The sequence below is a fragment of the Chryseobacterium sp. KCF3-3 genome (genome assembly GCF_045865955.1).
Classification (GTDB): domain Bacteria; phylum Bacteroidota; class Bacteroidia; order Flavobacteriales; family Weeksellaceae; genus Chryseobacterium.
Genome location: NZ_AP035792.1, coordinates 5,147,966 through 5,172,402 on the forward strand (window position 1 = coordinate 5,147,966; position 24,437 = coordinate 5,172,402).

The window sequence follows — 24,437 nt, forward strand, 5'->3', positions numbered from 1 at the left end:
CACTTTTTATAACATGCAAAAAATTGTTTTATTAACCGGGTTAATTCTTATTCAACCACAAACCATAGCCTAAACATTAAGTTCACTCTCTTTTTAAATTGCAAAAAAACCACAACCAACGTCTAGTTTTTTCCTTAAAAAACAAATACATACAATTAATATTTTAAATCCTATGTTTGCTATTTAATGATCAATAATGAAGGTACTTCATCACAACTCATAGACAAAGAATCCTTTCTTGTAGTATTACCCCAAAACAACAGGATGGATAATGAGCCTGATCCCACACACAGTAAGAGCAGAAGCGCTATATTTTTTTTCACTAACATAGGAAATAATACCTATAATCTTTGTAGTTTTTTAACGATATTTTCACATTTTATTTCAGCATTCAATCAATTTATTCCTACATACATTACATCCTTTAAAAGGGATTTAAATGGGATATTTGCGCACAAATATTCATGACCCCGGGGAATTTCTTTCACATTCGTATACACCATGAATATTATTATAATTATATAAAAAAATAATGAAAAAAATTATGTTTTTGTCACTATTCCTGGCCGGATTATGTGATGTGTACAGTCAGAATTTTCAGCTTCAACCCTACAAGTCAGGTTTCGATCTTCCGGTTGGTGTTGTTTTTGACCCTAGTGGAAATGCCTTTGTCTGGGAGAAAGGTGGTAAGGTAAAACAAATCGCTCCCAATGGAGGTAACATTTCTACTGTTATTGATATTTCAGGTGAAGTCATGAGTCCAGATCTTGCTGACCATGGATTATTAGGATTTGCTCTTGACCCTCAGTTTGCTGTTAACGGTTATATTTATTTATGGTATACTGTAGAGCCCCGTATTTTATTCTCCAATGTAAATACTAATGATCAACTTTCTCCAACTATTGGAAGATGTACCAGGTATACCTATAAAAATGGGGTGCTTGACTACAATTCCCGAAAAATATTAGTAGGTGACCCTAAAATAGTAAATGGAAAATATGATTATTCAGATGGACCACTTATTTTTGCTTCAACACACGGGGTTGGCTCTGCTTTTTTCGGTGCAGACGGTAACTTAATGCTCTCTATTGGTGATGGTAACCTTGCATTAAATTCATCGATAGAGACATCTCCCGATGGAAAGCTAGCGATTGAACGAGGTATTATTACTCAGGCAGAGCTAAAACTACAACCAATGCGAGCTCAATCAAAAACGTCTCTTTCCGGTAAGATTTTAAGGATTAATAAGGATACCGGAGACGGAATACCTGGAAATCCCTATTATGATTCATCTCAACCGAGAAGTGCCCAATCCAGAGTGGCGGTAATGGGTGTTAGAAACCCTTATAGAGTAACCCCTCTGACACAGAATGTTCTTGGAGGCGGTCCTGGACAATTTTTAGTAAGTGATACCGGAGAAAATGCCTGGGAAGAAGCGGCCCTATATTCCATGGGGGACAATGGAGGATGGCCTCATTATGAAGGATTTGATAATGCAAGGATTAGTGAACAGTTTACTACCTTTACAAAAGACCCTTCTTATACCTTCAAATTCCCTTTATATTCATGGGCTCACCCCAATAATGCTAACAAAGGTTGGGGAACAGACAGTAAAATTAACCAAAATGGTAATGCAGTACGTTGGTATAATCTTTCTTCTGATTCATATAATCATCAAGGTACCTCTTCTACCGGTAATACTTTTTATCCTAAAGATATTATTGCTGACAGGTATAATGGTGCCCTAACAAACACGGTTCTGGCTGCAGATTATGTTGGTAATGAACTTATGGGTATTAAGTTTAATGAAAATGGTTCAAATGCCAATTTTTCAAGTCCGACAAAGGTATACAAGGTTATTAATGCAGGTGGTATTGTTCATTTATATACCAACCCGTACGACGGATATATTTATACTGTAAACTATTCAAACGGTGGAGTTTCAAATTCTATTTCAAGATTAGAGATAACCGGTAATTACACCCCAACAGCACTCATTAAATCTGATAAAACTTTTATTAAACAAGGTGAAAGTACAGTACAATTTTACGGTGGACTTTCTTATGACAAAGAAACTCAAAACTTACAATATTTATGGAATTTTGGAGACGGAACCACTTCTACTGAAGTGAACCCGGTTCGTACCTTTACGATTCCAAACTCTGCTCCTGATAAAAGAGTGGTAACCCTTACTGTTACTGATGCAGGAGGAGCAACCAATATTGCTACCAAAGAAATCTATCTTAATAACAACGCCCCTGTTATTCAGAATGTTGTGGTAAAGAGATCATCTGACAACTCAGTTATTCAAACCTTACCTAATACTCATCCAAGCTCTACCAATGTTGATATTAGCGTTGTGGCCACTGATGATTTGACAAGCGCTGCTAACTTAACCTATACCATGCAGGTAAACAGACACCATGATGATCATATCCATTATGGCTCAGTAATCAACGGTTCAACAACTAATACCACCTTTGTACCAGAAGGAGGGTGTGGAGAAGGAGCAACCTATTGGTTTGAGGTCCTGGTAAAAGTAAAAGATGCAGATGGTGCTGAAACAGAGTTCAGCAAGCAGATTTTCCAAACTTGTAATGAATTGAAAAATCAAACAATTACCGTTCAAAATCCACCTGCTTTTTTAAATAAGAATTCTGCATCCTTTAATTTATCGGCTTATGCATCTTCAGGATTACCAATATCATTCAGAAGAATATCTGGACCTATCAATGTTGATAATTCTGGTAAAATAACTTTCACAGGAGAATCCGGAGCGGCGAGAATCATTCTATTACAAGCAGGAGGAATTAGCGGAAGTACTAATTATGGTAATGCCAATCCAGTATATGTTGATTTTGAAGTCAATGATGCTGTACAACCTTATTCGGATTTTATAAATCCGACTGCCATCTGTACTGATGCTAGTTCAAAGGTTGTAAACACTACCAATACAGGAGGAGCATTAAATGTTTATAAGTGGGAACTATTGGATACAAATAATCAGGTAGTTTTAACCAGTACAAGCAAAGACTTTGATCTTAAAGTACCTAGTAATAGTACATCTGAGTACTTTTTAATTAGACTAACAACTACTAATCCATTTTTCCCTCAATCAAGTATAAGAACTGGTAATGCATGGCTTAGTAGGAAAATATGTGACCCTACTGTTACTCCGGTTGCTAATTTTACTGAGCCAAGTACATTATGTAGTAATAGAGCTAATACTATTATCAACACAAGTGCCGGAGGAGCTGCTACTACTTACAGCTGGAAATTATATGATGGTGGTAACTATCTAATCAAAGAAAGTACAGATAAGAATTTTGTTTTTGATGTATCTAATAATTATTATTCGTGGTTTAGATTTGAATTGACTGCAACCAATCAATTGGGAACAAGTAAAAAAATAACTAGTGGAATTAATGGTAATGGATGGATCGTGAGAAAGCCTTGTACAACTACTGCAAGAATGGGTAACAATGCCAAGGCAATTTCTGCTCCAAACGGAGATAAACCAGAACTTCCAGTGGACAGTGATCTTGTCTATCCGAACCCAACCAGTTCAAGTGTAAACTTCAGCTATAGTGCCGTAAAAAATTATACAGAATATAGTATTTACGATATGGCAGGAAGAGAACTAAAGAAAGGGCCAATACAGGATGCGACAGTAGATATTTCTAAATATCCAAACGGAACTTACACTATTGTGTTCAGTAACGCTTCAACAAAAGAAAGAGCTACTAAGAAAATTATTAAAAAGTAGAATTCAATCACTATGGTGCGCCTTAACGGCGCACCTCTTTATATTATGAAAAAAATACTGTTTTTATTGACCATGTTACTACTTAGCCCCAATGTATACTCATCTACAAGGGATAGTCTAAACATTAAGTTTAATCCCCTTCTTAACGGTGAAAAAATAATACATACTTCCCAGCAGCATCCTAAAGATCAACTGCTGACAATTAAGTTATTCAAATTTTACGTTTCCAATTTTACGATCAATTATAAAGATGGCTCATCTGAAATTATCGACAAGGTCTTCCTTTACAATCTAACAAAAAAAGAATCGTGGATGATACAACTGCCTAAAAGCAGTGTTAAAGAAGTAGAATCAGTCTTATTTACCATCGGACTGGACAGCCTTACCACCAAAAACAGCGATATGGAGAATGAGCTTGATCCTATCCATGGTATGTTTTGGTCCTGGCGTGCCGGATATATTAATTATAAAATTGAAGGATCTTACAAAAATAACAAGAACAACCAGCCTTTTGTTTTCCATATAGGCGGCAATTCCCAGGACTACAACACAACATTTACTGTAAAAAAAATAGATCAGGGAACAGATACCCTTATAACAGATATTGAACTCAAGCCTGTCCTTGATTTCCTTAATGATAATAGAAAAAAGACCATTATGTCTATCAATGACGATTCCCTTTCCTTTTCACAATTCTTTAAAAAATGTTTCCAATAAAATTTTTAAGTCTTCTCACACTTTCTTTCATGATGGTGGAAGATTTCAATACTACCCCATTGTACTTCAACGTTCCTATAGGTTTTCCGGAAACAAAATATAATTTCAAAGAAAATCCTTTATCTGCCGAGGCCTATAATCTGGGTAAAAAGCTTTTTCATGATCCTATTCTTTCCAGAAACAATACGATTTCCTGTGCAAGCTGTCATACTCAGGAAATGTCATTCGCCCATGTAGACCACAATCTGAGCCATGGAATTGAAGATAAATTTGGTAAGAGAAATGCTCCGGCACTCATCAATCTGGCCTGGATGGATCAATTTATGTGGGATGGCAGAATCAATGATATCCATGTGCTTTCGGTCTCTCCCATTAATGATTCTTTGGAAATGGATGAAAATCTGGATAACATCAAGAAGAAATTAAAAGCCAATGACTATTATCTTTCTTTGTTCAGAGAAGCGTATGGCGATGAGGAGATTACCAATACAAGAATACTTCGTTCTTTGTCACAATATATGCTTATGCTGGTTTCGGCCAATTCAAAATACGACAGGGTACAGCGGGGATCAGAAAAATTTACTGAAGATGAGCAAAAAGGCTATGAAATTTTTAAAGCAAATTGCTCTTCCTGCCATACAGAACCTTTGTTCACCACCAACCGATTTGAGAATAACGGGCTTCCCATTGACAAAAATTTAAAGGATTATGGCGTGTATCAGGTTACGCAAAAAAAAGAGGATCGATTTAAATTTAAAATTCCAACCCTTAGAAATATCTCTTATACCTACCCCTATATGCATGACGGAAGATATGAATCTCTGGAAGAAGTCATTGAATTTTATACTAATAAAAAAAATAAAAATCCTTCATTCCAAAACAAGGCGCTGAAGTCCATCAGTTTACAAAAAGAAGACATTTCAAAACTGATCCTGTTTTTAAATACCCTTAATGACAAAGAATTTACGCGAAATGAATTTTTTGGCAGCCGATAAATACATCTACAATTATATAACAATTCAAAAATACTATTGGAATGACTGAGAATACTATAAAAAATAATTCATGCGAAATTTTATATTCATTGATCCAAACCAGGCTTTCAGAAGCTCAGATGGATTGGATGAAAACTGTTATACTATTTGAAAATGAAAACCTTTTCTTTCAGAACTTCGGGCTGATTTCCCGTATGATTCCCTCTGATTCACCACAATGGAGTAGATCTGAAAAAATCAACCTTGAACAACTTTACCCAGGCCTAACCTCTGGTCAATGGAATCTCCAGCAATTCTGCCGATGTCTGCTTATGGCTCATATTCCTGAAGATCAAAACGTAACTATCATAAAAAAACTAACACAGTCAGCAGATATCAACGAGCTTATCTGTATTTATAAAGGAATATTCTTCCTGGAAAATGCATTTGAGTTTGTTCCACTCGTTGAAGAAGGCATCAGAACTAATATCACTTCTATTTTTGATTCAATAGCGCTTTTAAATCCTTTTGCAGCCAAATATCTTCCTCTGAAATCTTGGAATCAGCTTGTTCTTAAAGCATTATTTATGGGGCGTCCACTCTATCAGATCACCAATTTGGATCTGCGTAAAAATGAAATACTGGCTTTCATTGCTACCGATTATATTCACGAGAGATGGTCTGCAGGAAGAACAGTATCGCCGGAGATCTGGCGATTGATGGATGGATTTGTCAATAAAGAGATTACCTCAGATCTGCTGAAGGTTATTGAATCTGGTGACCCACTGTCCAAACATGCAGCCATCATCGTACTCAGAGAAAATGCTTCCAACACCTGCAATAATATATTAAGACCCATAAATACTACTTTATGGAACTATATAGGAGAACAATATTACATTCAAATAAATAAATAAATAAATAAATAAAATAAACACTATGTACTTTATCGATCCACACATTCATATGGTTTCAAGAACCACTAATGATTATCAGGCAATGCGCGCAGCAGGAATAGTTGCTGTAATTGAACCTGCATTCTGGCTGGGACAGGCCAGAACAGAAGCTTCCTCTTTTAAAGATTATTTCAGCACACTGGTAGGATGGGAAAGATTCCGGGCGTCACAATTCGGAATAAAACATTACTGTACCATTGGACTGAACTCCAAGGAAGCCAATAACGAAGCTTTAGCTGAGAAAGTAATGGATCTGCTGCCTTTATTTGCAGCCAAAGAAGGTGTTGTTGCCATTGGAGAAATTGGCTATGATGACCAAACCCCTGCTGAAGACAAGTATTTCAGACTGCAGATTGAGCTGGCTTTGAAATTTAATTTACCTATTATGGTTCATACACCGCATAGGGACAAAAAAAACGGAACAATCAGAAGTATGAATGTCCTGAAAGAACATGGGGTAAGTCCAAATATGGTCGTAATAGACCATAACAACGAGGAAACAGCAAAATGCGTTTTGGACAATGGATACTGGGCTGCTTTCACCATTTATCCTAATACAAAAATGGGTAATGAGCGTATGGTAGAGGTTGTAAAACAGTATGGTTCTGAAAGAATTATTGTAGACAGCTCTGCAGACTGGGGAGTAAGCGATCCGTTATCTGTTCCTAAAACAGCAGCTTTAATGCTTGAAAGAGGGATATCCAAAGAAGATGTACATTTAACCTGTTACAAAAATGCTCTTACTGCTTATTCACAAAGCGGGCAAATGAATGAAAGTGACTGGTCAAATGAAATGATTATCCAACAGGATTGTCTGTTTGAAGGCAACAGTATATTAAGAGGTCAGGAATCACAGGAAATCACCTTTAACAATATCATCAAAAATTAACCAATGTCTGGTAAAATATATTATTTATTTGCTTTACTGCGCCCGGCTAATATTATCACAGCTATCTCTGATATCCTTGCAGGCGTTGCAATTTCCGGAATATTGATTCATCAGTACACGGATTATCCTCTTTTACTTCATGTTCTTTTGCTTGTCATTTCAACAAGTGGTCTGTATGGTGGAGGAATTGTTTTTAATGATGTTTTTGATCTGGAATCAGATATGATATCCCGACCGGAAAGGATACTTCCCCGTCATTTGGTTTCTAAAAAAGAAGCTGTCATACTGGGAATTTCCATGTTTGCTATAGGTATTATATCAGCCTTTTCAGTATCATTATTAAGTGGTTTTCTGGCACTAAGCATTTGCATTCTGGCTCTTTTTTATAATACAGTAAGTAAATATTATTTTTTTGCCGGCTCTCTGAATATGGGATTATGCAGAGGATTCAACCTGCTGCTGGGTATCAGTATTATCAATAATGCAGTTTGGAGTAATGGGTTAATAGCCGTTATATCCACTCTCTTTATTACAGGGGTAACTTTTATCTCAAAGAAAGAAAACCAGGGAAACAATAAATCTGTGATTCTCTCTACTTTTTTACTGGATTTTCTGCTTATATTCCTGTATACCTTTATCGGAAATCTGATTGGTTTGAAAATTCTCAATCTGCTTCCTCTTTTATTTTGCTGGTTAGCAGTCAATTTTCTGGCAAAGCTCTCGGCTATTCATTTTAACCAGCCTGATTATATTAAAATAGCTGTAAAAACAGGTGTCTTATCACTTATTCTCCTTAATGCCAGCTATATTGCAGGTTCCACAGATTTACTGCATGCCCTGCCGGTACTCATACTGCTTCCATTATCCACTACACTATCAAAAAAATTTGCAGTTACATAAATTATTTTTCACAACATGAACGATCAAAAAATTATACAACAAAACTTTGCGGTTCCCTTCCATTATGACGTTATATTCAGCCGTTCCATTTTTGATTTGGACAATCCGTCATTTATCAATATTCTCAAACAGGAACAGCAGTATCAAAGGCGTAAAATTGTTTTTATCATAGATAAAGGGGTTGCTGACTCCAACATTGAGCTTATGGCTGCCATTACTGATTATTTAAACCATTATCATATCGGTATTTTGCCTGAACAATTTTTAGTTATGAAAGGTGGAGAAGCCATAAAAAATAATCAGGATGATCACGAAAAAATCCTTCAATTTATTCATGATAATAAAGTTGACCGCCATTCTTTTGTTGCAGCCATAGGCGGAGGTGCAGTGCTTGATGCAGTGGGTTATATGGCTGCTATAGCCCACCGTGGAATCAGACTGATTCGTATTCCTACTACCGTTTTATCTCAAAATGACTCAGGAATTGGAGTAAAGAATGGCATCAATTACTTTGGGAAAAAGAATTTCCTGGGTACATTTGCTCCTCCTTATGCCGTAATCAATGATTCTGATTTTTTAAAAACACTTGATGTCCGAAACTGGAGATCCGGAATTTCTGAGGCTATAAAAGTTGCACTGATAAAAGATGAAAACTTTTTCTCTTGGATAGAAGATCATGCTCTGGCTCTGAATAATGGAAAAATTGCCATTATGGAAGAATTAATCTTCCGCTGTGCTGAACTTCATGCACACCACATTTCAAAAAACGGAGATCCTTTTGAAAATGGTTCTTCAAGACCATTAGATTTTGGACATTGGGTAGCGCACAAGCTGGAACATCTCACCAACTATGAGCTTTTACATGGTGAAGCCGTTGCCATTGGAATTGCTCTTGATGCTTCCTATTCTTATTTATCTAATAAAATTGATCTGGATAGCTTAAATAGAATCCTGGACAGCCTTCTTGTATTAGGTTTTTCTATAACACATCCATTTTTAATTACTCATTTTGATGAGATCCTGGCTAGTATTGATGAGTTCAGAGAACATCTGGGAGGAGAGCTTACCATTACCCTATTGTCTAAAATTGGTAAAGGTGAAGAAGTACATACCCTCCTAAGTACTACAATAGCCAACTCGATTCAATATTTATCCTTCTATTCACAATCTGTTTATGTATTATGCTAGTTACACCCAACAGTCACTTAACTTATTGTACTAATATCCACAGCGGAGAATCATGGGAAGAAATATTTACTAATATAAAATCCTATTGTCTGCCGGTTAAAGAAAATATTTCACCAGATAAGCCTTTTGGTATTGGTCTGCGGCTTTCTAATCTGGCAGCAACAGAATTGCTAAACGGGAACAGACTTTCAGATTTTAAATCATGGCTCCATAAGAACAATATGTATGTCTTTACCATCAATGGATTTCCCTATGGGAGCTTTCATGGTGAACCGGTTAAAGACCGTGTTCATCTTCCGGATTGGACAAGTACAGAAAGATTGGATTACACAGTATTGTTGATAAGCATTCTTAAAGAACTGCTGCCTTCAGGCATTGAGGGCAGTATTTCAACATCTCCATTATCCTACAGGCATTGGTTTAAGACTGAAGAAGATTTAGTCACCGTAAAACAAAAATCTACGCAACATCTGGTGGAAATTACTGCCTTAATGGTAAAAATAAACCGTTTTTGCAAAAAGAAACTGCATCTCAATATTGAACCTGAACCGGACGGAATTATTGAAACCAGTGATGAGTATATTCAATTTTTCACAGATTATCTTCTCAAAGAAGGAGCGTCCCAGCTTGCTGTCCATCTTAAATGCACTTTTACAGAAGCACAGCAACACATCCGGGAACATGTGCAGCTTTGTTTTGACGTCTGTCATTTTGCAGTTGGTTTTGAAAGAAGTGAAGATGTTTTGCAGAAAATGGAAAATCATGGTCTGAAAATCGGAAAAATACAGATTAGCGCAGCTCTTCAATACAATACTTATGCAAAAGCTTCTTTAAAAGAAGCCCAGAATTACCTGCATGCTTTTGACGAAAGTACTTATTTGCATCAGGCTGTTATCAAAAATTCTGATGGAAGTATACTGCGATTTGAAGATCTTGGGCCTGCCATCGTCTCAATGGGACTTCCCGGTTTTGAAGAACTGCGTACCCATTTCCATGTACCCATATTTCTAGATCAGTTTGAATTGTTGAGCACTACTCAGAATGAAATTATCAATACTCTCCAATATTGGTATGAAACAGAATGTTCTCTGCATTTAGAGGTAGAAACCTACACCTGGGACGTTCTTCCGGATCACTTTCAAACCAATATTACTGAATCTATAGAGAGGGAACTTAAATGGGTTACAGATACGATTAACAAAATCAAGAACAAACAGCATTAAGAATATAATACATACTATGCAACAGACAGTTGTTATTAATGTGGTAGGCCTTACTTCTACCCTACTTCAAGATTCTGATTTATTCATCAGTCAATGGATGAAAAAGAATAAGCATTTAAGTGTTATAGAGCCGGTAATTCCAGCATTAACTTGTTCTGTTCAGGCTACTTACCTCACTGGTCAATGGCCATCTGAACACGGGATTGTAGGTAATGGTTGGTATGACAGAACCGATTGTGAGATAAAGATGTGGAAACAATCCAATAAGCTGATTCAGTCTCCAAAAATTTGGGATCTGGCTAAAGAAATTAATCCTGATTTTACTTGTGCCAATCTATTCTGGTGGTACAATATGTATTCGGATGCTGATTTCACTGTTACTCCACGGCCACAGTACAGAGCTGACGGGCAAAAAAAACCGGACTGTTATTCTAAACCTTCTCTTCTTAGAAAACGTCTTCAGCAACAGCTTGGAGTCTTCCCTCTTTTTGATTTCTGGGGTCCTAAAACTACCATTCGTTCAAGCCAGTGGATTGCCAATGCATCGAAATTAGTTTATTCCTGGTACAAACCAACTCTAAATCTGGTATATTTACCACATTTGGATTATTGCTGTCAGAAATTTCCTTCCTCTTCTAAAGAAATACATGAAGAAGTAAAAGCTATTGATAAAGTGGTTAAGGATCTGATTGAATTTTATGAAAGTCATGGAGTAAAACCCGTCATCTTATCAGAATATGGGATTACCAATGTCAATAATCCTATAGACATCAATAGAATGTTACGTTACAAAGGATTGCTACAAATCAGAGAAGAAAACGGCCGTGAACTTTTAGATCCTGGAGAGTCCAAAGCATTTGCTCTTGCTGATCATCAGATAGCCCATATTTATGTAAAAGATAAAAGCATTATTCCGGAGCTAAAAAATTCTCTGGAAAAAAGACCAGGTATTGCAAAGGTACTCACTGATGATGAAAAAGAAGAATACCATCTGAATCATGAACGCTCAGGAGATCTTATTCTTCTGGCAGAAGAGAACAGCTGGTTCACTTATTACTATTGGCTGGAAGATAAAAAAGCTCCCGACTTTGCCCGAACTGTTGAAATTCATAAAAAACCAGGTTATGATCCTGCTGAGCTTTTTCTGGACCCTACAAAAACAATGATTAAACCTATCATTATTTTTAAACTTCTGCAAAAAAAACTGGGCTTTAGGACTCTTATGGATGTAATCCCTCTGGATGCATCACTGGTAAATGGTTCCCATGGAATTATTCCAAAGGATGATTATAATAAACCTGTTTTCATTAGTGAAATACAATCAAATTCAACAATTGAAAGCATAGATGTTTGTCAGTATCTGCTGAATATTATTTTTAATAACAATTAAATACGTCTACCGAATGTACTCTAAGAATCTAACGGCTCTTGTTAGAAACATGAACATTCTGGAATCTTTGATTAAGACAAAAATAAAATATCATTTATAAATATCCTTTTTAAAAACCGGAGATCCAACTTTGAAATTAGATTTAACTTAAATATTGTTACCGGATCTCCTGCCTGTTTTCAGATGCAGGAGATCTAATCTATTATTCCTCTAAAATATTTTTTGTTTCAAAAAAATTAAAATAGAACTCTATGATCAATTTCATAAAGAGATTGTTCATCCTTCGCAACCTGTGGTTTAGGAAGAATCAGAAAACAGTCAGAATTCAAGTGATATTGTAAAGGTCAGATTTACCGGAAAATAGAATATTCCGATTACCTACCCACTCAAAATTGAACCTAATAATGAACAGAACTATTACTTCCAACAGTCTATTCATAAAATCTTATTTGGATAGCAACTATTTCAAAAAAAATTATTCAAAAGAAACTCTTCCTTATCTCCTTTTTTCACAACAAACGAATTACAGTGAGAAAATATACTTAAGAGACTGTCAAAAAGAACTGACTTTTAATGACGTCTGTATTGAAAGTCTTAAAATCTCATTGTATTTACGGCTTTTATCCTTGAGTAAAGAACCGGTTGGGATTTATATGGAACCATCCGTAGAAATGGGTTTAGGAATTTGGGGAATATTAATGGCCTGTAAATCTTATATTCCACTATCTCTTGACTATCCGGAAGAACGGCTGCAATACATGATTGATAATAGTGGTATCAATTATATATTAACGAGCAGGGAATGTCAAAAAAAACTACACGTTTTTAATTTGAAAAGTACGAAGATAATCTGTTTAGAAGATGTGGAAAGTTTTCTTAGTGAATATGAAATTACCAATACTGAACTGGATTTTTGGAGCTCAGAAGAAGATCTTGCCTATATCATTTACACTTCGGGCAGTACCGGGAATCCCAAAGGGGTTATGATACAACATAAAAATATATCTCATCAGATGAACTGGTTGGAAAGCCAGCATAATATTGGTTTTTCAACTAAAATACTTCATAAAACACCCATCAGTTTTGATGCAGCACAATGGGAAATTCTTTCAGGATGTAATGGAAGTGAAGTTGTAATAGGTCCTGCAGGGATTCATAAAAACCCTGACCAAATAACGGGTATGATAAAACAATATGGAATTAATACTTTGCAGGGCGTTCCCACTTTACTTCAAGCACTTACAGAAAATGACTTTTTTAGGGACTGTAAAACATTAAAATGTATTTTCAGCGGAGGAGAGGCACTCACCAGGAAATTAGCAGCAAGCATTTTTAAGCAGCTTCCCAACGCTGAAATTACTAATCTTTATGGGCCTACAGAATGTACGATAAATATTAGCGCTCATATTCTTGTAAAAGATAGTATGGAAGACTATAAAGATACTATTCCTATTGGTAATATTGTAAGTAACCATAGTTTTCTACTGTTAAATAAGAAGGGCAACCATTGTTCAAATGGAGAAACAGGAGAGCTTTATATTTCAGGAATACAGGTTTCAAATGGATATTATAAGAATACAAAGCAAACCCTTGAACGATTTGTTACAATTGATGATCAGTATTATTATAAAACCGGAGATTTGGTCGTTCAGGATGAGAGCCTTCATTTGTACTTTGTAGGACGATTGGATAATCAAGTTAAATTAAGGGGATACAGACTAGAATTGGATGAAATAAAGATTAATATTGAAAAGCATCCATGGGTACGTCATGCAGCAGTGATTATATCCGAAAATACGATAAATTCAACACAGCAGCTGGTTGCTTTCATAGAATTGAATCCAAATGAAGCCGCTCTCATGGATCAGGGAGTAGAAAATGCATACCATCATGCCTCCAAATCAGATCAACTTCAGGTAAAGGCACAATTATCCAATTCCGGATGCAAGAATGATAAAGAATTGACAGGTAAAGAATCCGTAAAACTTCCGGGTTATTATTCAGACAGCTTTCAGACTGAAAAGATTTTTGCAAGAAAAAGCTATCGGTCATTTGAAGGCGGTCATGTTCATAAAGATGAGGTTTTGAATTGCCTTACCAAAATTCTCACCAGTAAGATTGGCAGGTTTGTTCCTTCTTCATATAAAGACATACACTTTCAGGATCTTGGCTATATAATGCGATATTTTGGAGCTTTTTACAGTCAGGAAAGAATACTTCCCAAATACGGTTATGCTTCGCCAGGCGCCTTATATGCCACTCAGATTTTCCTTGAGACTGCTAATATGAAGGGCTTGAAAAATGGTTTGTATTATTATCATCCTATTATGCATACTTTATTCCTCATTGATGAATATAAAGAAAGTTCAGCTAATGAAAAATCACCCATTACCCTGCATTTTATAGGAAAAAAGAGTGCTATTGAGTCTGTTTATAAAAATAATATCAAAGAAGTTCTGGAGTTTGAAGCTGGGCACATCATTGGTCTCTTTGATCATGTTTTAAAGAAATTTCAACAATGTATCGGAAAAGGATATTATAGTGAAGAAATAGATTGTGTTAAAGAAAAATTATTTGGATGCCGTAAGGAGGATTATTATCTGGGGTCATTTCCAATCATAAGAGGAGATCGTAAAAAAGAGAAGGATAATATTGCGATTGAAATTCTGATTCAATTCAATAAAGAAACCCTGGACAATAAGGGAATTTATAAGTATATCAATGGAGAATTGATGCCACTTGCTGATGAAAAAATAGAAAAAAACGATGTTATTGCTATTAATCAAAGAATATATGACAACGCAGAAATTGGTGTCTGCTTTCTGAATCATGTGGAGACATGGGATCAATATATAGAATTGGGAAGACTCCTGCAGATTTTTCAAATGAATGATCAGATGATGGGCTTTGTATCTTCGGGCTATAGTTCAAAAAGTGGAAATGATCTTAAAGCAGCGAAGAAAATAAAAAAAATACTTAAACTGAACGATAAGACGGGAGTTTATTTTGCCTTAGGAGGAAAGATATCTCCTGACCAAAAATATTCCAGAGGGATGAAAGAAGATACTGTACATATGGCAGGTCCTGCAGAGATTATTAAACAGGATCTTGCCTCATTTTTACCGGATTATATGTTACCCGGCAGGATTGTTATTCTGCAGTCTCTACCGAGAACAAGCAATGGAAAAATTGATCTTATAGAAATTCAAAATAGCGCTCAGGAAATAATTAATAAACGTATTACTCCATTTCTTTTGCCTGAAAATGAAACTCAGCATCGATTACTTGATCTGTGGAAAAACCTTTTGAAGATAGATGAGATCTCCACAAAAGATGATTTTTTTGAATTAGGAGGAAACTCACTCTCTGCGTTATTATTAATTAACAGGATCAATAAAGAATTAAAATGTAATCTTCCTGCCCAGATTCTGTTTGAAGCAAGAGATATTGTATCATTATCTGATGTGGTTATTCAGAATACCGATACCATAAACAGCTCAAGAATGATTTCTCTTAATAAAGCCAAAGGAATACAACCTGTCATTTGCTGGCCAGGATTAGGTGGCTATCCTTTAAACCTGAAACCGCTGGGAAAAGAAATATCTTCCACTCCAGTATATGGATTTCAGGCTTATGGACTGAATAGTAATGAAGCTCCCTATACAAGTTTAGAAGAAATGGCTTTGGAGGATATTAAGATCTTAAAGAAAAAGTATCCAAAAGGTCCTTATACCTTAGTAGGATATTCCTTTGGTGCAAAACTTGCCTATGAAGTTGCTTTTCAATTAGAAAAAATGAATGATACTGTTGATAGGATGTTACTTATTGCTCCCGGTTCTCCCAATCATAGAACAATGAATGAGAGGAAGAAGGAAAGTATTTCCTTTGATGATCCCTATTTTGTTACCATTTTATATTCTGTATTTACTCGTAATATTGACGATACAGCAATAAAAAACTGCCTTGAAAAATGTAAGGACAGAGAAAGCTTTATTCATTTTATCAATCAGGAAAATGGAGATCTGGGGATGGACAGCATTAGAAGAATAACCCATATTGTGGAGAGTACATTCCACTTTGTTTATAATGATCTCTCAAATAAAAAGCTTAATACTGAGATTATCCATATTAAAGCAAAAGGTGATCAGGATTCATTTATTGAGAATAATATAAATTTTATTAATAAGGTTGATTTTTTTGAAAGTACTTTTGACCATTACGATATTTTAAAAGAAGAAGGTATTGCAGAAGTAATGAAAATGACTCGTTTGAATTGAAAAAGCTTGCCTTTTCATAAAGTATAGAATATCTGTAATCATTGACAACTCATTCTTACGAATTTGGGTACAGTAAAAAACAGATATATTACATGCAAGCAATCATTACATTCATACAACCTAGTTTTAAGTAAAAAATGAGGCTGTCCAAAAAGTTTGGGCAGTCTCAATTTTTTGTTGAAAGAAAGTGTCTGCGGGGCTTCTTATCCCGATTTATTTTTCATGCAGGAGTTTTTAGATCTGTTATGATTTATAAAGAGGCTGTCTAAAAAGTCCAAAAAAATATCCCCGTTACTTAAAAAGTTTCGGGGATTTTTTTGTTGTTTGTCCTTTAAGATTTATCTTTAAGGTGCACCCAAACAAACATTGATATGAAAGTACGGTTTAAATCTTTACCCACCAATACTCCCAGCTTATTTCCTGAAGATATTTTTGATAAGATAGGTGCTAATGATCCGGTACGTCTTATCAATGAATTAGTGGATAACTTGAATATCGATCATATTATAAGTGAATATAAAGGCGGTGGAACGACAAGTTTTCACCCCCGGATGATGATCAAAGTTTTATTCTATGCCTATTTCAACAATATTTATTCATGCCGTAAAATAGAAAAGGCACTTGGAGAAAATATTCATTTCATGTGGCTTTCCGGCAACAGTAAGCCTGATTACAGAACCATCAATTACTTTAGGAGCAAACGGCTTAAAAACCATATTCACCGTCTTTTTGCAGATGTTACCGTTGTTTTGCAGAATTTAGGTTACGTAAGTTTAAATGTTCAATATATAGATGGTACAAAAATAGAATCATCTGCCAACCGATACAGCTTTGTATGGAAAAAATCTGTAGAAAAGAATAAATTAAAACTGGAAGCTCAAATTCATTCCGTACTTGAAGATATTGAATCCCAAATCAAAGAAGAGCGTTATGAATCCCATGAAAAGACCCTTCCAAAATCTATTGACAGCAGAGAGCTTCAGGATAAAATAGCAGAACTTAATCACTCTGTGGCACAGGACAATAAAACCGGTAAGAAGCTCATTAAAAAGCTTCAGCATCAGGACCTGCCCAGATTACAGAAGTATGAAGATCAATTAAAAATACTCTCAGGCCGCAACAGTTATAGTAAGACAGATCCCGACGCCTGCTTCATGCGGCTCAAAGACGACCATATGAAAAATGGGCAGCTTAAGCCAGCCTATAATGCACAGATCAGTACTGAAAACCAGTTTATCACCCATTACAGCATTCATCAGACTCCTGGAGATACCACTACATTGAAGGATCATCTTAACAGCTTTGAAAATCAGTATCACAAACAAAGTAAAGAGGTAGTAGCAGATGCCGGATATGGAAGTGAAGAGAATTACGAAATGATGGCAGAAAAAGCTATAGAGGGCTATGTAAAATATAATAATTTTCATAAAGAACAGAAGCGCAGTGAGAAGAACAATGCGTTTGCTGTACAGAACTTATATTATAATGAGGAAAATAACTTCTATGTATGTCCCTGCGGACAGCAAATGAACTTTATCGGTAAAGGCAAAAGAATCAGCAGTAACGGATATGAATCTCAGGTACATTATTATCAGGCTTTCAGATGTCAGGGTTGTCCTCTTAGAGAAAGCTGCCATCAAAGCCAGGATAATCGATTAATCGAAGTGAATTATAATCTGAACCATCACAGAATGAAAGCCAGACAAAGGCTGATATCTGAAAAAGGGCATTACCACAGAAGTAAACGGCCTATAGAAGTAGAAGCTGTATTCGGGCAATTAAAAAGCAATAATAAATTTTCAAGATTTACTCTAAAAGGACTTGAAAAAGTAAATATTGAATTTGGATTAATGGCATTGGCACATAATCTTAGAAAATTAGTGAAAAACAGAAAACTTAACCGTAAAAATTGGCTAAATACACTTAAATGCAAACAACATATGCATCTTTTCCATAAGTATATGAAAATCCAAAAGTATAAAATTGCTGCATAACTATACGCAGTCTCAAAACAAAAAAAAAGAGGCTGACCTTTTTGGACAGCCTCTTTAATTTATGCAAGCAATCATTACATTCATACAACATAGTTTTAAGTAAAAAATACAGATCAAAAATGATCTGTATTTTTTATTGATTGTTATCTTTAATCTATTTTCTTGTTAAGCTGTATTCATAATTCTCATTACACAGCAAGATCTTTTATAGTAAAGTCAATTATTACTTTTTAATAATCAGCTTCTTGGAAATTTTCTGTCCGTCTTTTTCTACCTGAACAATATAAACTCCTGAAGGTAGGTAAGATAAATTAACTTCTTCACGGATTTTTTTAGCTTTAAGCTCTTTTTTCACATTTACCAGTTTTCCGTCCATTGCGAAAACACTGTATGTCATACCATTTGACGCTTCAGTTTCGATAGTGAAAATTCCTTTTGAAGGATTTGGATAAATTTTTACTTCTGCTTCAGCTTTTTCAGCTTCACTGATTCCCAATGTAGAATTGATTGTGAAGTTTGTGCTATTTACATTTAAAAATACATTATCAATAGCTTTAATCATAATTCTTGCTGTAGAGCTCGTTCCCAAACCTCCAGGAACATTAAATGTATAGGAACCGTTGTTTGGGGTACTGTCTACAAGCGTATATGGGAAAGTAAGCCCTCCATCTTTAGAAAGTAAGATCGTTACATTGGCTGTATTTACAGGAGCGGCATTGGTGTTGGCAACATTCCATGTAATCGTTTGAGATGTCCCTACGTCCCATATAATTCCTGTAGTATTTTGAGAACTTACGGTAAAGGGGCCTGCAGCTGTAGATACGGTAAGCTGGATATCATCACGTCCCGTTTGCCCTCCAACCGGTTTATTATCTCTTACTAATAAAGAGAAATTGAGAGTTCTTGCTGTGGTAGACAATTTTTCCCATGATTTAGGATTTGTAGCTGTAATAATGGTGGAATCATATCCTTCAACAATTGTTGAAAGCTTTGGAAAATATCTTGTTGGAGATGTGGAGGCCCATAGGGATCTGAACATAGGCCCTTGTATGTTTTCTGGTCTTGGAGGCATTGTAGCGGCACCAAAATCTATTTGCTCCCAATTGTAGGTAATAGCATCCCCATCAGGATCAGCCCCGAGACCTGTTAAGGCAAATGGGGTTCCCATAGGGATTGTTCTATCCGGTCCTGCATTGGCAGTCGGTTCACTGTTTGCTGTCGCTGTATTTACTGAGCAGTTTCCTGCTCCGGTAATTCTTGTGTACATTTCACGGATACTCACAGCATGGAAATAGGCATCACTGTTGTTCTGTACATTTGGAGAACAAATTCCCGCATATCCCATAATAGAACTTGCGCTTCCAGGTTCTACTGAGGTATTATTATTTCTGTTACAGTTATTATTCTGAGTATGATTCGCTCCAAACTGATGTCCCATTTCATGGGCTACAAAATCAATTACAAAAGGATCTCCCACAGGAATTGCAGAACCAGTGACTCCGCCCGCTTTTACACTGCTACATACTGACGGGGTATATGCCAAGCCATTATCATTCCCTTGAGTAGCCTGAAAAAACAAATGTCCCAGATCATAATTATTAGCACCAATTACATTATTGGTCACTACAACATTTTCATCAATCATCTGGCCAGCATCCAACGCATTAAAGGTATCTGCAGAAGTAAAAAATAACAGGTCTGTATTAGCCACAAGCTGCAGGGATACAGAAATTTCATTTTCAAATACCTGATTAAGCCTTGTTACTGCCAAATTAACTGCAGCAAGTACGGCTGCTTTTTTTTGGGCATCAGTACCGGTTCCTACACCAGCCTGCTGGGCTGCATAAGCCGTATATTCTGTTGTTGTAGTAATGGCCAGACGATATCTGCGCATCAAACCATCTGCAACAGTTTTACCATGTATACCTGGAATCAGTTCACTCAATGGAGAATCTCCTTTAAACAAACATTCAAAACGGCTTTGTGAAGTTGCATTTTTACGATCATATACCATATAGGTTTTATTATCCTTAGAATAGGAATCTATATAATAGGTCCCTTTACTACCTCTCACTACTGCATTCAATCCAAAATACGGATCGAAGGTAAATCTGATACTGGTATCTGGTTCTCCTACTTTCTTTCCCAAATAAGATCTTATTTCAGAATACCTTGCCTGCAGATCCGCATGCATTGTGGATGCTTCATATACTTCATAGGTATCAAATGCCCCCTGATCATTAGGGAATTTCAGTAGAATACCTTTCTCCGATGTAAGTCTATTTCTGTCAGGTGCCATCGTAAGCTGATGTTTCAGCTCTTCTGCATTCAAATTTACTAATTGATACTTTGAAGTTCTTACGTTTCTATCTCTTATTTTCTCCACCGTATTATCAACGGTTCTACTCCACATATTCTGTTGGGCAGCAGCTGTCCCTGAAAGAAGTACAAGGCTTGTAAGCAATAATAGTTTTTTTCTCATTATTTTAAATTGAAATTAATTTAATCTTTTTTGGGTTGTCCAGGATTTTGAGGATCAGGACAGGATTCGATTGTTTTTTTTCTTCATATTCCAGACTTTTCACCTCTTTATAAAAAACATTAAGTGTGGATCCAGTGGCTTCCAGTTTTTTTATTTCAACATCTCCGTAGGGAATCTTTTTCAATTTGGGCCTTAAGACCAGAAAATATTCACCTTCATCCAAAACAGGTATGGGTGCAGATTTAGCATATCTAGAATCATTGAATTTCTTATAAAGTTCTTTTATCTCTTTTGAGGAGGTCATGATCGTATATGGGTTGAGATCATCATTAGAGTTCAGTCTTCTTATTTCAATGAATTCCACCTTCTGATAATTTTCACCTTCCTGGCTCATTGAACCAACATTTTTATATTCATTACAATAAAGCATTAAGAAACCAAAAAAATTCAATAAAATAATTTTTTTAATATTTAACATTCTCATTCAACTATTACACTTACCATTAATTTAGTTTTTATCCTTCTATACAGGACATTTCGCTGCATAAGATAATTGATTACAAACATTACAATGTATTACGCCTCAATCCTGTACTTCTACTGGCAGTTTGCGCTTCTTTCTGCTGTACTTTGGATTTTGAAGGGCTGGCATCTTGTTTTATATTAGGATTAGGACTATTTAATGGCTTAGTAAACATTGCTAATCCGGATTTATTCGTATTTTTTATTACAGATTTTCTTATTTCACGTCTATTATCAGTTTCACTATTCTGTTTCAAATCCTCCTTACTGCTGTTCTTTTTTTCTTGTGTTTGAGTTTCTTCTTTATTATTTGATAATTTTTCTTCCATTAACTCTTTGACAATCTCTCGAAGTATTTCAGCCTTGGGTTCAGTAATTTCATTATTACTTCTGTTTTCCGCATTTGATTTGGCATAACTGTATGCTACTTTTCCTCCGATGGCTGCAACACCTGCTATTGCAGAAATTGCCATGACTGCTATTCCTAGTGGTGGAAAAAGTAATGCAAGTCCCAATCCTACAGCTAATCCAATCCCGGTAGATTTTAAAGCCTTCTTAATAAAGGAGCCGTTTTCCGCAATAGAATCAAGGAAACGCAAACCTCTTCCTTTCTTAGGTTTTTCTATTTGAGAGCTGTCTGTCTTTGCGTTTTCATTTATAAAATCAGTATTCTCATGCATATCTGTTTGCTTTGTGTGAGAACTGTTTTTTTTTATATTCTTGTAATGTCCGTCTAATTTTTCGTTTTCTGATTGAACCATAATATATAAATTAAATACTTTAAGAATTGTTATATGATCTTGGTTTTAGTCCCCTTCTAAGCAACATATCTTCTTACTTATGTCTGGTCACTTGCCAAAATAAACTGCCAGGAAATAGATAAACTTTAAAGTTTGGACGATTGGTTCTAAACTAATAACCTGAGTTCGGGATAAGAATTTCTGATTGAGATGGTTTTGAAGCTGGGAGATGGAAGCTGGAAGAAGTGTAGAGCATCAACAATGGCTGTTTCTCTTTTTTAAGAGTCAATTTCAATTTGTTTAAACTTTTGTTTATTGAAACATTAAGATGTATTAAGGTGTTGAGAGTATTAAGATGAGCTTCGCTTTAAGCTTAAAATCAGAATGATTCATCTTAACGATACTTTATTTCTTAAATCCTTCTTAATGGTTTTATAGATATCCAATATTTTTTGATAAGTTGAAACAACTTCTGTATTTACTTGTGAAGCGAATGTAATTTTATAACTAAAAATAATTACCTCCATCCTATTTCTTCCAGCTTCCAGCTTCTCGCTTCCCGCCTTCAATATTACTTTACTTAACCCGAACTCAGGTTAATAATAAAAGTTTACAACATTAATAATAACATGTAACACTTAAATTTTAAGTATACTTAATGTTTAGTATTAACGCTGTAAACTTAAATGAGTCTCTCGAATCACTTCATTTTACCTTTAAAGGCTTGTATGGTGCGACTTAGTACTAGGTTTTTCTTGTTTTAAACCTTTTTGTTGCTGTTGTCTTAGGGCTTCAGCAGAGAGGGCTGCTGCCTTTGGATCTGCCTTCACAGTAGGAGTTGTAAATTTACTAAGGTCTGATTGATCCTTGGAACGGGTAAGTGGAATCTTTACTTCTTTTTCAAAAACTTCAGCCTCAACAAGCGCATCCTGTGCTTTCTGTATAAAATCAGGACTTGGAGAAACAGAAAAGCCTTGAACAAGGTGGGATGCAATAGTTAAAGCAATAACTTTATAAGCCGCCTGAGTGGGATGTGCACCATCGGATGTCGCTACAAATCCCAGATTATTGGCTGTTATATTATCCAATAATTGTCTAAATGTACTATTGTCGTTCCTGAATTTACCATCTTTATTTTCTCTCAATAAAGAAGCAACCTCGTCGTATAACGCTGTATTTGATACATTTAAATTATCCTCCAATTGTTTAGGAAGATTGTTTGCAAATACTTTGTCAAGTTCTACCCTAAGTTTGGCAATGTCTTCCTGATGTTTTTCGGGCTTTATCTGTTGATAGTACTTGGCTACAAAATCTATCTGGCTCGGATAGGTTCCGGTAACCATTAATGCATTTTTTATAGCCTTTATGCTGGGAAGTTTTTCAGCTGATATCTTTGGATCTGCCATTTTTTTCAGGATTAAATCACCCACCTCCTTATGAAGTATAATCTCATTATCACTTTTAAGGGCTTTATCCAATAGGGGCTGAATCTCAGCAAACACTTCCTTGCCGCCTTTAGTATCTTTATATATGGCTTCAAATTCTTTTAGGGTATTGGCAAGCGAAGTATCCGTACTGTTTTCCGGTTTTCCAAATTCTACTTTTCTTCCGTGGCGCTGTGCAGCTTTTATAAGACGTAAGTTATATAAATTGCTCTTAAGTGCACTATACATATCAACAACCATCGTATCATCATATTTATCCGGAAATGCTGCTTTGAGGTGCTTGTTGAATTCCAAAGTAGCTTCCTGGGCTTTAAGTACTATCGGATCGTTTTGTGATTTAGCATAACGTACCGCTTCTACCGGAGCAGGATTATTGATCACCATAAAATATGATTTCCCTCCATCCTTAGCAACACGGTCACGAATCTGATCAGTCATCTCTCTGACCTGGGCAACGATTGACTTCATTAATGCGGGGTCTTTACCATCAGTAACAGTATCATTTAAACCAATCCAGACAATATGTAATGTATTTTTAGACTTAGATGTATCACTATCTAATTCTTTGAAATATTTTTCTTTCTGTTCTATGATGGTTGTCAACCCTATTTTATTGGCAAACTTTTCTCTTTCATTAACTACCGCTCCGCCTACCGCATAGTTTACGAAAGACAATCTGTTACCAGGGCTTCCATGAGTTGACTCTTTCAGAGACATATGCTTCTCCGTTAAAGCATTAGTTTGTTTCTTATCTTTACCATCTATTAAACTCTCGCCACCAGACCATTCCCACACGAAATCGGTCCAGTTTTTTGTGTCGCTAAAACGTCCCACAGAATTAACACGCATGGCACCAGTAGCTCTTGCTAAAAGACCTGTTATGGTATTTTTTTTAATACCAACGTCTGACATACTGTCCCCTAAAATTACTATTCTATCTATCTCTTTCATAATTAAAAAATTTTAAATTACTG

The 24,437-nt window shown here is 35.7% G+C and carries 15 protein-coding genes; 11 read left to right on the forward strand and 4 right to left on the reverse strand.

Going from position 1 to position 24,437, the window contains the following annotated elements:
• Positions 1 to 532: 532 nt before the first annotated feature.
• The 11 genes from ACKTTZ_RS22905 to ACKTTZ_RS22955 all read left to right on the forward strand — a co-directional run bounded on the left by ACKTTZ_RS22905 (position 533) and on the right by ACKTTZ_RS22955 (position 18,274).
• A complete protein-coding gene (locus tag ACKTTZ_RS22905) occupies positions 533 to 3,766 on the forward strand; it encodes a PQQ-dependent sugar dehydrogenase (protein WP_407846706.1) in 3,234 nt (1,077 codons plus the stop codon).
• A 72-nt stretch (positions 3,767 to 3,838) separates the two neighbouring features.
• A complete protein-coding gene (locus ACKTTZ_RS22910) occupies positions 3,839 to 4,483 on the forward strand; it encodes an MbnP family protein (protein ID WP_367399302.1) in 645 nt (214 codons plus the stop codon).
• Positions 4,471 to 5,478, forward strand: coding sequence for a cytochrome-c peroxidase (locus tag ACKTTZ_RS22915; RefSeq protein ID WP_407846707.1), 1,008 nt, complete (start codon positions 4,471 to 4,473; stop codon positions 5,476 to 5,478). The genes ACKTTZ_RS22910 and ACKTTZ_RS22915 overlap by 13 nt, the downstream gene beginning before the upstream one ends.
• Before the next feature lie 41 nt (positions 5,479 to 5,519).
• A complete protein-coding gene (locus ACKTTZ_RS22920) occupies positions 5,520 to 6,374 on the forward strand; it encodes an EboA domain-containing protein (protein ID WP_407846708.1) in 855 nt (284 codons plus the stop codon).
• A gap of 22 nt (positions 6,375 to 6,396) precedes the next feature.
• Positions 6,397 to 7,302, forward strand: coding sequence for a TatD family hydrolase (locus ACKTTZ_RS22925; protein ID WP_034700052.1), 906 nt, complete (start codon positions 6,397 to 6,399; stop codon positions 7,300 to 7,302).
• Between the two features lie 3 nt (positions 7,303 to 7,305).
• The gene (eboC, locus tag ACKTTZ_RS22930; RefSeq protein WP_034700054.1) at positions 7,306 to 8,202 is read left to right on the forward strand and encodes a UbiA-like protein EboC; all 897 of its coding nucleotides are present in this window, start codon (positions 7,306 to 7,308) and stop codon (positions 8,200 to 8,202) included.
• Positions 8,203 to 8,217: 15 nt separating this feature from the next.
• Complete coding sequence (locus tag ACKTTZ_RS22935; protein WP_407846709.1) at positions 8,218 to 9,390, forward strand: 3-dehydroquinate synthase; 1,173 nt, start codon at positions 8,218 to 8,220, stop codon at positions 9,388 to 9,390.
• Positions 9,384 to 10,613: a metabolite traffic protein EboE gene (gene eboE / locus ACKTTZ_RS22940; RefSeq protein WP_407846710.1), complete on the forward strand. Its 1,230-nt coding sequence runs from the start codon at positions 9,384 to 9,386 to the stop codon at positions 10,611 to 10,613. Before ACKTTZ_RS22935 ends, eboE begins: the two co-directional genes overlap by 7 nt.
• 16 nt (positions 10,614 to 10,629) lie before the next feature.
• On the forward strand, positions 10,630 to 12,003 hold the full coding sequence (locus ACKTTZ_RS22945) for an alkaline phosphatase family protein (protein ID WP_407846711.1): 1,374 nt from the start codon (positions 10,630 to 10,632) through the stop codon (positions 12,001 to 12,003).
• Positions 12,004 to 12,407: 404 nt separating this feature from the next.
• Positions 12,408 to 16,280 carry an amino acid adenylation domain-containing protein gene (locus ACKTTZ_RS22950; protein ID WP_407846712.1) on the forward strand — a complete coding sequence of 1,291 codons (3,873 nt, stop codon included), beginning with the start codon at positions 12,408 to 12,410 and terminating at the stop codon, positions 16,278 to 16,280.
• A gap of 371 nt (positions 16,281 to 16,651) precedes the next feature.
• The gene (locus ACKTTZ_RS22955) at positions 16,652 to 18,274 is read left to right on the forward strand and encodes an IS1182 family transposase (RefSeq protein WP_407845762.1); all 1,623 of its coding nucleotides are present in this window, start codon (positions 16,652 to 16,654) and stop codon (positions 18,272 to 18,274) included.
• 223 nt (positions 18,275 to 18,497) lie between these two features.
• On the opposite strand, the gene ACKTTZ_RS22960 is transcribed toward ACKTTZ_RS22955, so the two are convergent.
• The 4 genes from ACKTTZ_RS22960 to ACKTTZ_RS22975 all read right to left on the reverse strand — a co-directional run bounded on the left by ACKTTZ_RS22960 (position 18,498) and on the right by ACKTTZ_RS22975 (position 24,414).
• Positions 18,498 to 20,756, reverse strand: a complete 2,259-nt coding sequence (locus ACKTTZ_RS22960; RefSeq protein ID WP_034700061.1) for a reprolysin-like metallopeptidase — start codon at positions 20,754 to 20,756, stop codon at positions 18,498 to 18,500.
• A 4-nt stretch (positions 20,757 to 20,760) separates the two neighbouring features.
• Complete coding sequence (locus tag ACKTTZ_RS22965; protein WP_156106616.1) at positions 20,761 to 21,150, reverse strand: hypothetical protein; 390 nt, start codon at positions 21,148 to 21,150, stop codon at positions 20,761 to 20,763.
• Between the two features lie 172 nt (positions 21,151 to 21,322).
• Positions 21,323 to 22,039 (reverse strand): hypothetical protein, encoded by a 717-nt coding sequence (locus ACKTTZ_RS22970; protein WP_407846713.1) that lies wholly within the window; start codon positions 22,037 to 22,039, stop codon positions 21,323 to 21,325.
• 695 nt (positions 22,040 to 22,734) lie between these two features.
• A complete protein-coding gene (locus tag ACKTTZ_RS22975; RefSeq protein ID WP_407846714.1) occupies positions 22,735 to 24,414 on the reverse strand; it encodes an SGNH/GDSL hydrolase family protein in 1,680 nt (559 codons plus the stop codon).
• Positions 24,415 to 24,437: the final 23 nt, after the last annotated feature.

What these genes read in the sequence shown, in the direction of transcription:
- ACKTTZ_RS22925 (WP_034700052.1), top strand. Translation starts at nt 6,397, where the DNA reads ATGTACTTTATCGATCCACACATTCATATGGTTTCAAGAACCACTAAT.
- ACKTTZ_RS22970 (WP_407846713.1), bottom strand. Translation starts at nt 22,039, where the DNA reads ATGGTTCAATCAGAAAACGAAAAATTAGACGGACATTACAAGAATATA.
- ACKTTZ_RS22945 (WP_407846711.1), top strand. Translation starts at nt 10,630, where the DNA reads ATGCAACAGACAGTTGTTATTAATGTGGTAGGCCTTACTTCTACCCTA.
- ACKTTZ_RS22905 (WP_407846706.1), top strand. Translation starts at nt 533, where the DNA reads ATGAAAAAAATTATGTTTTTGTCACTATTCCTGGCCGGATTATGTGAT.
- ACKTTZ_RS22910 (WP_367399302.1), top strand. Translation starts at nt 3,839, where the DNA reads ATGTTACTACTTAGCCCCAATGTATACTCATCTACAAGGGATAGTCTA.
- ACKTTZ_RS22960 (WP_034700061.1), bottom strand. Translation starts at nt 20,756, where the DNA reads ATGAGAAAAAAACTATTATTGCTTACAAGCCTTGTACTTCTTTCAGGG.
- ACKTTZ_RS22920 (WP_407846708.1), top strand. Translation starts at nt 5,520, where the DNA reads ATGACTGAGAATACTATAAAAAATAATTCATGCGAAATTTTATATTCA.
- ACKTTZ_RS22950 (WP_407846712.1), top strand. Translation starts at nt 12,408, where the DNA reads ATGAACAGAACTATTACTTCCAACAGTCTATTCATAAAATCTTATTTG.
- ACKTTZ_RS22955 (WP_407845762.1), top strand. Translation starts at nt 16,652, where the DNA reads ATGAAAGTACGGTTTAAATCTTTACCCACCAATACTCCCAGCTTATTT.
- eboE (WP_407846710.1), top strand. Translation starts at nt 9,384, where the DNA reads ATGCTAGTTACACCCAACAGTCACTTAACTTATTGTACTAATATCCAC.
- ACKTTZ_RS22965 (WP_156106616.1), bottom strand. Translation starts at nt 21,150, where the DNA reads ATGAGCCAGGAAGGTGAAAATTATCAGAAGGTGGAATTCATTGAAATA.
- ACKTTZ_RS22975 (WP_407846714.1), bottom strand. Translation starts at nt 24,414, where the DNA reads ATGAAAGAGATAGATAGAATAGTAATTTTAGGGGACAGTATGTCAGAC.
- ACKTTZ_RS22935 (WP_407846709.1), top strand. Translation starts at nt 8,218, where the DNA reads ATGAACGATCAAAAAATTATACAACAAAACTTTGCGGTTCCCTTCCAT.
- ACKTTZ_RS22915 (WP_407846707.1), top strand. Translation starts at nt 4,471, where the DNA reads ATGTTTCCAATAAAATTTTTAAGTCTTCTCACACTTTCTTTCATGATG.
- eboC (WP_034700054.1), top strand. Translation starts at nt 7,306, where the DNA reads ATGTCTGGTAAAATATATTATTTATTTGCTTTACTGCGCCCGGCTAAT.